Source organism: Paraburkholderia sp. 22099 (assembly GCF_052045835.1).
In the GTDB taxonomy this organism is placed as follows: Bacteria; Pseudomonadota; Gammaproteobacteria; order Burkholderiales; family Burkholderiaceae; genus Paraburkholderia; species Paraburkholderia terricola.
Window position 1 is genome coordinate 75,290 of the sequence record NZ_JBQEPU010000009.1, and the last position, 11,199, is coordinate 86,488.

General features: G+C 61.2%; 11 protein-coding genes and 2 pseudogenes. 5 read left to right on the plus strand and 8 right to left on the minus strand.

From position 1 onward, the window contains the following. Nucleotides 1–33 precede the first annotated feature (33 nt). Nucleotides 34–471: a MarR family winged helix-turn-helix transcriptional regulator gene (locus tag ACTJLC_RS11125; RefSeq protein WP_440843923.1), complete on the minus strand. Its 438-nt coding sequence runs from the start codon at nucleotides 469–471 to the stop codon at nucleotides 34–36. Between the two features lie 37 nt (nucleotides 472–508). Then, nucleotides 509–1,609 (minus strand): zinc-binding dehydrogenase, encoded by a 1,101-nt coding sequence (locus ACTJLC_RS11130; RefSeq protein WP_440843925.1) that lies wholly within the window; start codon nucleotides 1,607–1,609, stop codon nucleotides 509–511. A 115-nt stretch (nucleotides 1,610–1,724) separates the two neighbouring features. On the opposite strand from ACTJLC_RS11130, the gene ACTJLC_RS11135 reads away from it, so the two are divergent. Then, nucleotides 1,725–2,720 carry an AraC family transcriptional regulator gene (locus ACTJLC_RS11135; RefSeq protein ID WP_440843927.1) on the plus strand — a complete coding sequence of 332 codons (996 nt, stop codon included), beginning with the start codon at nucleotides 1,725–1,727 and terminating at the stop codon, nucleotides 2,718–2,720. Nucleotides 2,721–2,753: 33 nt separating this feature from the next. Here ACTJLC_RS11135 and ACTJLC_RS11140 read toward each other — a convergent pair whose 3' ends face one another. Continuing rightward, the gene (locus ACTJLC_RS11140; protein WP_175705390.1) at nucleotides 2,754–3,530 is read right to left on the minus strand and encodes an SDR family oxidoreductase; all 777 of its coding nucleotides are present in this window, start codon (nucleotides 3,528–3,530) and stop codon (nucleotides 2,754–2,756) included. A 106-nt stretch (nucleotides 3,531–3,636) separates the two neighbouring features. Here ACTJLC_RS11140 and ACTJLC_RS11145 point away from each other — a divergent pair, with 106 nt between their 5' ends. Further along, a complete protein-coding gene (locus ACTJLC_RS11145) occupies nucleotides 3,637–4,071 on the plus strand; it encodes a winged helix-turn-helix transcriptional regulator (RefSeq protein ID WP_440843930.1) in 435 nt (144 codons plus the stop codon). A gap of 254 nt (nucleotides 4,072–4,325) precedes the next feature. Here ACTJLC_RS11145 and ACTJLC_RS11150 read toward each other — a convergent pair whose 3' ends face one another. Further along, nucleotides 4,326–4,676, minus strand: coding sequence for a winged helix-turn-helix transcriptional regulator (locus ACTJLC_RS11150; protein ID WP_440843932.1), 351 nt, complete (start codon nucleotides 4,674–4,676; stop codon nucleotides 4,326–4,328). Nucleotides 4,677–4,864: 188 nt separating this feature from the next. Between ACTJLC_RS11150 and ACTJLC_RS11155 the strand changes: the two genes are divergently transcribed. Together ACTJLC_RS11155 and ACTJLC_RS11160 are read left to right on the plus strand one after the other, a co-directional pair. Beyond that, the gene (locus ACTJLC_RS11155) at nucleotides 4,865–5,749 is read left to right on the plus strand and encodes an alpha/beta fold hydrolase (protein WP_440843934.1); all 885 of its coding nucleotides are present in this window, start codon (nucleotides 4,865–4,867) and stop codon (nucleotides 5,747–5,749) included. A gap of 32 nt (nucleotides 5,750–5,781) precedes the next feature. Next, the gene (locus ACTJLC_RS11160) at nucleotides 5,782–6,894 is read left to right on the plus strand and encodes an NADH:flavin oxidoreductase (protein WP_175705394.1); all 1,113 of its coding nucleotides are present in this window, start codon (nucleotides 5,782–5,784) and stop codon (nucleotides 6,892–6,894) included. A gap of 23 nt (nucleotides 6,895–6,917) precedes the next feature. Here the strand turns inward: ACTJLC_RS11160 and ACTJLC_RS11165 are convergent. The 3 genes and pseudogenes from ACTJLC_RS11165 to ACTJLC_RS11175 all read right to left on the minus strand — a co-directional run. Then, nucleotides 6,918–7,366: pseudogene (locus ACTJLC_RS11165) on the minus strand (type IV secretory system conjugative DNA transfer family protein); the annotation flags it as partial. A gap of 36 nt (nucleotides 7,367–7,402) precedes the next feature. Continuing rightward, nucleotides 7,403–7,855: pseudogene (locus ACTJLC_RS11170) on the minus strand (NAD(P)H-binding protein); the annotation flags it as partial. Next, a complete protein-coding gene (locus ACTJLC_RS11175; protein ID WP_175705395.1) occupies nucleotides 7,842–8,213 on the minus strand; it encodes an antibiotic biosynthesis monooxygenase family protein in 372 nt (123 codons plus the stop codon). The gene ACTJLC_RS11175 and the pseudogene ACTJLC_RS11170, both read right to left, overlap by 14 nt. Nucleotides 8,214–8,301: 88 nt before the next feature. Here ACTJLC_RS11175 and ACTJLC_RS11180 point away from each other — a divergent pair, with 88 nt between their 5' ends. After that, nucleotides 8,302–8,907 carry a TetR/AcrR family transcriptional regulator gene (locus ACTJLC_RS11180; protein ID WP_440843937.1) on the plus strand — a complete coding sequence of 202 codons (606 nt, stop codon included), beginning with the start codon at nucleotides 8,302–8,304 and terminating at the stop codon, nucleotides 8,905–8,907. Between the two features lie 104 nt (nucleotides 8,908–9,011). Here ACTJLC_RS11180 and ACTJLC_RS11185 read toward each other — a convergent pair whose 3' ends face one another. After that, on the minus strand, nucleotides 9,012–10,973 hold the full coding sequence (locus ACTJLC_RS11185) for a DUF3363 domain-containing protein (RefSeq protein ID WP_440843939.1): 1,962 nt from the start codon (nucleotides 10,971–10,973) through the stop codon (nucleotides 9,012–9,014). Nucleotides 10,974–11,199: the final 226 nt, after the last annotated feature.

Below are 11,199 nucleotides of genomic sequence, written 5' to 3' on the forward strand. Positions count from 1 at the left end.
TGCGTCCCCTGTTCCGGCGGTGCCGACATGGCGTCAGGAATCGCCCATCTGCCGGATGATCGGTATCGCCGCGACGAGCGCTTCCCGCTGAGCCGGTTCGAGCGCACCGAGTGCTGCGACCAACCAGTCCCGTTTCATGGCGCGGTGTCTCGTTCGCACCACCACACCCGCGTCGGTCAGCACGAAGAGAATCTGACGGCGATCGGTCGGATGAGGCTGTCGCTTGACCAGTCCTTCCTGCTCCAGGCTTCCCAGGATCACACCCATCGACTGCGGCTTCATCAGTTCTGCGCGCGCCAGCTCCGCAGTCGTCATCGGGCCGCTTTGCTCCAGACGCGACAGAACACCCATCTGTGAAAGAGCCAGCTCAGTTGGGTTGGCCTCGGTGCGCAAGCGCCTCACCAGGCGGCTGATGGCCGTCGTGAGGTCCCTGGCGAGGATGTCAAATGGAGGTACGGAATCGATCGTCATGAACTGACGATACAATACGACAGATAAGCTTGCAAGTTTATCTTATGTTTTCTTTGTATCCGTCAGGCCGAAGCACAGTCAGTTGGCGCGGTCCGGCATTGGCCGCCGCATAGGCCACCGCCTCGTTGGAGTCATCGAGTCCGAACTCGGCTACCTCAAACTGCCCGAGGTCAATCAGCCCGGCGCGTACCATCTGCACCATTCGGGGGATGGCATCCCTGCTATACATCCACACGCCACGCACCGTCGTCTCGTTGTGCATCAGCCAGTGATAGTTCAGTCCGAGGTCGCCTTCGCCTCCGCGCAGGCCACCCATCAGGATCACCCGCCCTCCCAACCTGACGGCCAACGCCGCGGCCCTTACCTGCGCGGCGGACGCCTCACGCGGCAGGAAATCCAGCACCATGTCGATCGGGCCGCCGGCCGCGTCGCAAATCGACTTGCGATCACGCGCTTCATCGCCGCTGAACTGGACTATCCCCACGCGGCTTCCATATCGCCGGACAAGGTCTTTCAGCGTCTCCTGATTGCGACCAGTGACGACGACCCGGCCCGCTCCCATTGCCAATGCCACGGCGACTCCCGCACCACCAAAGCCCCCGGTTCCACCGTTGACCACCAGCGTCTCGCCAGCCTGCAGACCGCCCGCCACTAAACCTCCGAAGGGAACCAGCAGCCGTCCAAGGGCCATCCATCGCCCGGCGTCCGACGGCTCGATGTGACCGATTGGCGTCGCGTTCTCGGTGGGCACCAACATCTGCTCCGCAAACGAGCCGTGGTGAAAGTAGCGATGCAACGGCAACGCCGCTGGGCTCCGGTAGGTCCAGCCCAGCAGTATCTGTTCAGGGCTGGCGATATTGTCCCGGGAGCGGATAGTGGAGTCGACGAACACCCAGTCACCGGGTCTCAGCCTAGTCGCATCCGGGCCCGTGGCCCGCACCCTGCCGATGCCACCCGGCCCCGGGATCAATGGCAGCTCCAACAGGTAGTTGCGCGAGCCGTTGAAGACATGGGCGGCGTAGCTCGCAACCGGCGCGGCCGCCACATCGACGATCACTTCGCCGGTGCCGAGCACCGGGTCGGGCGCGCTTTGAATATCGAGCGGCGCGCCGAATGAATTCAGGACAGCGGCTTTCATTGAAGACCTCAGCAAGGGTGTCAATCCAAAGACACCGTGCAATGACTGGCGCTGGGTATTTTGGGCGCCCGGTCCTTGTTGCAGTGCAGGCTATGACGTTGAAGCGGAACGATCCATGGCTTACAGTACGTTTTTAGTATTCGATCGTTCGATTTCTCCAATGGATCCTCTATCGGATGTCTTGTCACTGCTGAAGCTGCGCAGCTATGTGTCCGGCGGCCTTGATGCACGCGGCGATTGGGCGGTGCGATTCGGCTCGTTCGACGGGATCAAATTTCATGCAGTTCTGCGCGGACAGTGCTGGGTTTCCGTCGATGGCGACACCACGCCCGTGAAAATCAAGGAGGGAGAATGCTTCCTGCTGGTCAGCGGAAGGCCCTTTTTCGTCGCAAGCAATCCGGCAGCCGAAGCGATAGATTTTCGTACGCTCGTCTCCCAGGCTAAGGGCGACCGTATCGTCACTCACAACGGTGGGGGCGAATTCCTTGGCCTGGGCGGCTACTGCGCTCTGGCCGATGGTCAGGCCGATCTGCTGTTGAACATGCTCCCGCCGGTCATCCACATCCGCGACGAGCCGGAGCGATCGACGTTGCGATGGTGTATCGAACGCTTGAGACAGGAATTGAGCGAGCCGCAGCCGGGCGGCGGCATCGTCGCGCAACAGCTGGCCACCATGGTGCTGGTGGAAGGACTACGACTGCAGCTTTCTTCGGGGTACAGCGATGGCGTCGGCTGGCTTTTTGCCCTGGCGGACAAGCGTATGCGCGCAGCGCTCAATGCCATGCACGAGACCCCAGGAGCCAAATGGACGCTAAAGACGCTGGCCAGGGAAGCGGCCATGTCGCGCACCACCTTCACGCTCCGGTTCAGAAAGCTCGTCGGACTTTCGCCGATGGACTATCTGACGCGCTGGCGAATGACGCTAGCCGCAAACAGGCTGAGGCAATCCCGTGACTCCATTGCCGAGATCGGACTGTCGCTGGGATACGAATCCGAAAAGTCATTTAGCGCTGCGTTCAAACGGGTCATGCATTGCTCACCACGCCGGTATGGTCGCCGACAAAGCACAGGTGCCGATGAGATCCAGGAACGCAGGTCCCGAACGGGATGAATGCAGTAAAGCGCTCAGGTGTCCAGATTGTGATTACGTTCCGACGCCAGACCGCGGACGCCCCAGCTTTACCAGTTGCCTGAACATGAAGTGCGGCGCGACGCGGCTGGCAATTTTCAATACGTTGCTTGCCCCGGGGCGGATCTCTGTTTTCCCAGCTTCGATACCCGCGATGGTTCGCCTGACAAGCACACTCACGTCCATGCCCTTTTCTCCCTTCATTTCCTCCGCGAACTCGCCCCGGAACAGTGGTGTCTCGGTGCCTGGAGGGGCCAGTTCGACGACCGACACATAGGAGTCCTCCAGTTGCGCTCTCAGACACTGCGTATAAGCGTGGAGCGCGGCCTTTGACGCGCTGTATATGGGCGCGGCAGGAAAAGGAATAAACGCAAGACCCGACGATACATTCACAATCAGGCTGCTTTTCTGACGGAGCAGCAAAGGGAGGAACGCCTGAATCATCCACATCGGCCCCTTAAGATTTCCATCAATCTCGGTGATCAGATCACCAAGCTGATTTGGCTGAGCCAGCTTGATGTTGCGCATCGTACCCGCATTGTTCACGAGGGTATCCAGCAATGGAAACCTGTCCGAAACGGTTTTGTACAGTGACTCGATACTCGCAGGATCACTGACGTCGCTCCGGCAAATGTGGAGCCCCGGTACCGCCCTTTGCACAGCTTCCAGCCTCTCGGGCGAGCGGCCGGTAACAATCACGGTATTGCCTCGGGCGGTCAATTGTTTCGCCAGCTCCAGACCAATTCCGCTGGTCCCCCCCGTAATCAACACGGTTCTTCCAATCATTTCCATCAGTTTGCTCCTGCCTGGTTGAGCACGAACGTAGTTTGACGGGCATACTCACCATTGGAAAGAAGGCACCCGAAAGTCATATACTTACCAAACGGAGAGTGTGGTCATGGCACGAGCGTCCAGGTTCACCAAGGAGCAGATTGCGGCCGCACAGTACTACGCCAGCCTGACTCCGCCAGTCGATATTGATCCCCGGATTGCGTCCCTGGTGAGGGATCTGATTGGCCGTGTCGCCGACAAATGGACGATGTTGATTCTGGACGTCCTCGCGGAAAAGTCACCGCTTCGTTTCAGTCGCCTTGGCGAGATGATTGAAGGCATCAGTCAGAAAATGCTTACCCAGACCCTGCGCGCAATGGAACGCGATGGCCTTGTTGCGCGCACCGTATATCCAGTCGTGCCACCGAAGGTGGAGTACAGGCTAACGGATCTGGGAATCACGCTGAGTGCTGCGTTTTGCGGAGTATGGGTTTGGGCTGCTAAAAATCTTGACGCGGTAGAAGAGGCGCGCCGCGATTTTGACAGTCGTGCAGCGGTGTAAGATTGGCAGTCATTGCTCGTGACGGTTCCCAAGCAAGCCATCCGGCCGGCGCATCGTAAGTGGAGGATAATTTTCCCGCTGAAGACCAGCGCCTCTTTGCGACCATGATCGTGCATTGCAATGGCAGACTTGGCCGCATCCCCCTTCTCTAATAGAGCTCTCCACTGCGTGATACGCACTGGCCTGCTTCGTGTGGCAAGGCGATTGACCGTCGCAGAGGTTCGCTAAGAAGTGGTCGTAGCCTGCTCTTCCTATCAGGCTTGGTGCCGCTCGTCGTAGGCTTCCTGTGCCTGCTCGATTTCATGCAAATGCTTGATCGACCATTCATACACCGCACCGAACGGAACCTGCAGCGTACGCCCGAGTTCGGTGATCGAATATTCGACGGCCACCGGAGAAGTATCGAGCACTTTCCGGGCGATCAGTCCATTTCGCTCCAGCCGCCGTAAGGCTTGCGTGAGCGCCTTGTGCGTAATTCCTTCCAGCCTTCGTCTTATTTCGTTGAAGCGTGTCGGTTTCTCGGCAAGCAGCGTGAGGATCATGACTGACCATTTGTTGGCCACCTGATCGAAGAAAGAGCGCGCGGCACAGTCGGCGAAGAACACTGTATCCACCTGGCACGTCATGCCGATATCCCTCCGTATATCTACGCACTCTCAGGTGCGTAATTGACCGTAGATATCCGATGTATACCATGAATGCCACGACTAACCGTTCGACGTTCGACCGTGGCTCACGCTGCTGACGCAGATGATCAGCCGGCGAGCGGAGGGCATCAGGGAAATACAAAGCGATGGAGAAAAATCAGCGCGCCCCGTTTCCACATAACGGGTCAAATCGCACTGTCAGCAGTGGAAAGGCTACGACGCTCCCGTTGAGCGGCATGCGCTTAACAAGTCGACCGACGGCAAAGCTCTTTGCAACGGAGGCTGGTACAGGCAAGAACGTGATGTTTCTCCACGGCTGGACGTGCGATTCCCACGACTGGAGCTGGCAACTGCCATTGTTCGAGAGCAGGTATCGCGTCATTGCTGTCGACCTGCGCGGACATGGCAGATCTGAGGTCATGCCGTCGGGTGCGTACATGCCCGACAATTACGTTGACGATGTCGAGGCATTGATATCGATCCGCTATCCCGGCGAGAAGTTCATCATTGTCGGCCATTCCATGGGCGGTCAGATCGCCGCCCGTCTCGCCGCCAGGCGACCAGATCTCGTTAGCGCCGTGGTATCCGTCGATGGTGCGCTCGGTTTTTCGGGTGATGCCGTGCAGGTCTTCGCCAAGACAACAGAAGCGCTAAATTTCGGAGACCCGGGCACGGTGGTCTCAGCCCTATTCCAAAGCGTCTATGGCCCATTGACCGATCCTGCATACAAGCGCTGGCACGCAAGACGCGTCCAGGGGATGCCATCGCACGTCGTTCGTGAATCGTTCGGGCCGCTTTTCTTCGGATCTGAACAGGTGGGCCTGGGCGAAGCGAGCGCAAAATTCTGCCGCGGCCTGACTGTTCCCTTCTACCACCTGTGTCTCGATGAAGCTCAAGCAGCGCACATGGGTGCGTGGTTCCCGCATCCGAAATCGAAAGTCGAAGCCTGGGCCGACGCGGGACACTGGATCATGCTGGACCACAAGGAAGGCGTCAACAACGCGATTACCGCGTGGATCGACGCGCTGTAACCAGACAACCCTTTCTGATCCCAAGGAATCTGATGCCCAATCTTGACATCCTGTTCAGCCCCTACCGGCTAAACGCCCTCGATCTGCCTAATCGCGTCGTCATGGCTCCGATGACGCGGTCCTTTTCTCCAAACGGGGTGCCGACCGCCGAGGTCGCTGCGTATTATCGCCGCCGCGCGGAACGCGGCGTCGGCCTCATCATCACAGAGGGGACTGGAGTCGCCCGACCTGCTGCACTCAACGAACCTCATATCCCCATCTTCCACGGCGAAGCAGCGCTTGCAGGCTGGAAGAAAGTGGTAGACGAGGTACATGCCGCTGGAGGACGCATTGCCCCGCAACTTTGGCACGTAGGCGGGAAGCGCTCGAATGCTGCACCGGACTGGATACCGCCAGCCCCCTATGAGAGTCCTTCGGGCCTTTCGGTCACAGGTGAGTCCATCGGACAGGCAATGAGCGAGATCGACGTGGCCGACACCATTAACGCTTTCGCACGCGCAGCAGCCGATGCGGAGCGACTGGGTTTTGATGGCGTCGAACTACACGGTGCGCATGGCTACCTGATCAATCAGTTTTTCTCGGAAGACTTCAACCTGCGCGGCGACCCGTATGGCGGCGCGACGCTCATCGAGCGCTCCCGCTTTGCGATCGAGATCCTGAAGGCAATCCGTTCGGTAGTGAGCCCCGGATTTCCGGTCATTCTGCGCCTCTCGCAGTGGAAGCCGAAGGACTTCAGCGCGCGGCTCGCTAGTACGCCACAGATGCTCGAACGGTGGCTCGGCGTGCTCGTCGACGCCGGTGCCGATGCATTTCACCTCTCCCAGCCGACATTCTGGCAGCCAGCCTTTCCCGAGTTTGACGACCAGCTCAATCTGGCTGGCTGGGCCAAGAAGCTCGTGGGCGTCACATCGATCACAGTCGGCTCCGTCGGGCTAAGCGGAGACGTCTATGAATCCTTTGCAGGAAAAAGCGCCAGCGCCGTATCGCTGAACGGGCTTGTCGCACGCCTGGAACGCGACGAGTTCGATCTGGTCGCGGTCGGACGTCCATTGCTGCAGGACCCTGCATGGTTTGAGAAGATTCGGCAAGGGTGCTCCGATCAGATCGCTGATTTCACACCGGCTGCCTTTTCGACTTTGAGCTAGCGCGAGTAGCCGTCGTCTGACGAGGAACCTTCGGGATCAACGAGAATGTCCGCGATGTTCCGCACATCGCGTAATTCATGCGCGCCGCGCCAGACTTCGAGCAGCGGGTTGTATGCAGCCGACTTCGCGTCGGTCGGGTTGAACAGCAGGCAATGCGAAAAGCGCGAGTGCCAGCCCGCGGTGATGGCCCAGTTCTCGCCCTTGATATCGTGGATGATGGCGGACGTTGGCCAGCTCAACAGCATGGGGATCGCTAGGCCAACGCCTTTCCCCGATCGCGTGAGCGCAAAAGTCAGAACGTGTTCCGGGCCTTCGTGGCGCAGGTACTGCCCGTCGTCCAGGCCTAGAAGTACGCCAACGGGTTGTGTAAGGCCAGCCTTGCGAATATCACGGGATCGGCCCAGCGCGCCGACCCATAAGTCGCGACGAGGCGCGATTGCCGTGCGCGCCATACCGACATGCCGATGGCAACGCATTTGAGGTACAGGCGCGGCGCATAGGGAATGCCGCTGCTCTTGATCTGGCGCTCGGCTTCCGTATTCCCATACGCCGAACCGACAGGGTGGTGCTCGGCGATTTTGCCGGACAGCTTAACGAGTCGGCCGACGCCGACCTTTTTTGCCTCGGCAAGAAGCCGTTCTTCCTGCCGCGCCGCGTAGGGCGAGCCTGGCGTGACGAGGAACCGCGTGTCGATTCCCTTGAAGGCGGCGGCCACGGTCTTTGGGGTTTCAAAGTCGAGGACCACGCCCTCGATGCCGCGTGGTCGAGGCGCAGCAGCCTTGTCTTGACCGTGGAATCCGGCGCGCGCCGTCACGCCTTTGTCAGAGAGCCGCTTGGCAACATGCTGGCCGACTTTGCCGCCGGCGGCCGTAATCAGAATTTTGGAGTGTCGTTCGTCATGACCGCGTCCTTTTGGGGGCGTTGAATATTGCTGTGTTGGGGCAGCGTTATTTGCCCGCAGCCGGCACCGACTTGCGGAGCACGTACGGCACCGAGTTCGAGCTGCCCGCGACCTTTACTGTCTCAGCCATGAGCGCTTTGACCTTGGGGTTTTCGCGTGCGGCCATGACCGCTTCGCGGCTTTCCCACTGGCCGTAATTGACGATCTGCGTGCGATCGAGGCTCAGGTGGAAGTTGAAGGACAGGAACCCCGGCACATGGCGAACGGTCTCCTCTGCGGAATGCACGAGATAGGTCAGCACCTCCTCTGCGCGCTCGGGTGTGACCGTGTAGGTGTTGATCGTCGTGACGTGGCCGGCGCTCGGGTCGAGCGTCGTGAGACCCGTTTTGGGGGCTGTGGTGCTGATGTCGTTTTTCATGAGTACCTCCCATTTAATTTAACGATACGTCACGTTAAATTAAAAAGTCAAGAATTTCCTTTACGTGCCGTTCTGGTAAGATATGTAGATGAAGAAAAATTCGCCTGCACGAACCCGGACGGGTCGCCCGCCTGGCGCCGCGGCGGAATCACATACTGCAATCATGGACGCCGTTTTTGCGCTCCTACAGGAGGGTCCGGCCAAGGACCTGACGATGGAGGCAGTGGCTAAGAGGGCCGGCGTCGGCAAGCCCACGCTCTATAAGTGGTGGCCTTCAAAGGCCGCACTCATCATGGCCATGTTCCATGAGCGGATTGCCGTCGCGGTGAAAGCTCCCGTGTCCGCCGCGACGGCGGAAGAGACGCTTCGGACCACGATGCGTCGCTTGATAAAGGGGCTCAACGGCCTCTTCGGGAAGGTTCTGGCCGATCTGATCGCGGAGGGACAGGGCGATCCCGCCCTTCTGCACGATCTGTTTGAAAATCACCTCAGAGCTCGGCAGGCAGCCGATATCGCCGAAATTGAGCGCGCACAGGCGACGGGCGAGTTTGCGTCCACGGTCAATCCGGCGCAGCTGATCGACATGCTTTTCGGCTCGCTGATTTACAGGCGTCTGCTGGGCCTGCCTCTGACTGAACAATACGGGGACGCGCTGATCGACGCGGCCCTGCGGGGCGCTTGGCCTCGTGGCTGAGCGGGTCGGTCGAGGAAGTCGGACGGGAGGCGACCGAACTCGAAACATCGACTTCGGCAGACGAGGCACTTCTCTCGTGGTTTCGAGATTTGGTGGATGCTCAATCAGCCAATCGCCGGGCCTCGCTGCCGCCCAATCTCCCATGACACGCCGCCGCCGCGCACGGTGGCGGCAAGCTGTTGGCCCAACCGCTGTTCGATCACTGGCTTCCATGGCACCAGCGAGAAACCCATCCCGTCATCGAGCATAGCGAAGCGCCCGCTGGCCAGCATGATGCTGCGCCGGTAGATGCCGGCCACGCGCTGCCCTTCGGCCACAGGCCGATGTTCCAGGCCGGTTTCGACGGCAATGCCCTGCCCGACCGTCGCCAGCTCGCGCCCACGCAGCGTCGCCAGCAGATTGCGCGCGAGGACGACGCGCTGCCCGCGATACTCAGCCAACCCCTGTTCGACCAGAAAGTCGGCGCGCTGGCGCAGCGCGTCCTTGACCTCGGCCCCAAAGCCCAGATCGCCCAACCCCCTGCTGCCGCCGATCAACTGCTGGTCGAGCCAAGTGGCTCCAATCACGCGGGTCTGCCGCTCGATGGGCAGGTGCGATTTCAGTTCCGCTGCCACGCCACCGCCGAGCCGCTGCATGTCGTATTGGCGGCCACGCTCGGCCAGGTCACCGGGCACACTCCACACTCCTTCGGCCTCGCGCTCCACGATGCCGGCCCGGCGCAGCGCTTCGAGCCGGCGCACATGGGCGGCCACCACCTCGCGCGGGTCGCGGACGGGCATCGCCTGACCTTGGACGACGGCCAAGTGATGATAGGTGCGATACACGCCATCGACGGCCAGCGCGGCGACGTTCCGGTCGGCGGCGCGCACATCGGCCACTCCCTTCACCTCCACCACGGCGCCGGTCGGGTACTGCTCCAGCTCTGACCGCAGCGGCAGCGCAACGTAGTGCGCCTTGCCGTCCGTACCATCGACGATCAAATAGCCCTTGTCGTACAGCTCGTCGGCCAGCCCCTTGCCGACGACGCGACCAATGAGGGTGCGGCCGTCGTTGCCCTGCTCGAACACGGCCAGCTCACGCTGTTTGCCGCTCATGGCGCGCTGCATGATGCGGATGATGTCGCCGCGCTCGCCCATCGCCCTTAGCGTCGGCTCGGCCTCGGCATGGATGGCCCACGCACCCGGCTGTTGCTCGGTCGCCAGGCCCATGCGCTGCAAGCGTTGCAGGCGCCCGATCAGCATTTGCCGCTGGCGTTGCAGCCGTGGTTCGACGAAACGTTCGATGCGCACCACGCCATCGTCGCTGGCCTCGCGCTGCAAGGTGCGATCCAGGCCCGTCCACCGTTCTTGTTCGACTTCGCGTTGCATGGCGCGTTGCATCTCCAGCTCGGTGCGTGGCCCCAGCCATTCGGTCGCCAGCTCGGATGCCCGGCGACGCATCCCGTCGGCGATGTAGTCGCGGGAAATGATGAGGTCTTTGCCCGTATTGTCTTTGCCGCGCAGGACGACATGTGTGTGCGGGTTATCGGTGTTCCAGTGATCAACCGCCACCCACTCCAGCCGCGTGCCCAGGTCGGCCTCCATGCGCGCCATCAGGTGCCGGGTGTAGGTGCGCAGGTCGTCGAGCTGTTCGGCATCCTCCGGTGAGACGATGAACCGGAACTGGTGCCGGTCGCCTTCGCCGCGCTCCTTGAACGCTTCGAGGTCAGCATCATCGGTCGTCGGACCATAGGCGTGGCCCGGCCCGCCTTGACGATCAACGCCTTCTCGCTCGATGTAGCGCAGGTGCGCGGCAGTCGAGCGCGCCCCGGCCTTCGCCAGATTGACCAGCCGGGCCTTGATCGTCACGCGCCGCGCGTTGGCTGCAAGTCCCCGGCCTGCGAAACGCGCCGCAACATGGCCGCGGCCTAGCCGGGAACCGGGTCGCTGGCCGACCTTGCCCGCCGCCTTGCCGAGCTTCGCGCCTGCCTTGTTGGTCTGTCGTAGCACCTTGTTGACGTAGGCATTGCCGCGCTGCTTCGGCGCACCGGGCCGGACGCGGAAGCGGTCATCGTCGCGCTGGCTCATGGCGTGGCTCCATCCAAGGCCGGCGCAGTCCAGCGGACGAAGCACGCAACTTCGCCAACGCTGATGCGGTATGGCGCACCTTCGCGGCACGCTGCCGCTCCCTGGCGCGTGCCGCGCTCCCCCCATGTGCAGACAAGGTTTTCTAGCGGCGATGTGCCGCGACCTTTTATCTTGCCTTCCGCCTTTGCCCTGCGCTGTTGCTCCGGGCGTCGGCGGCCCGGCGGCA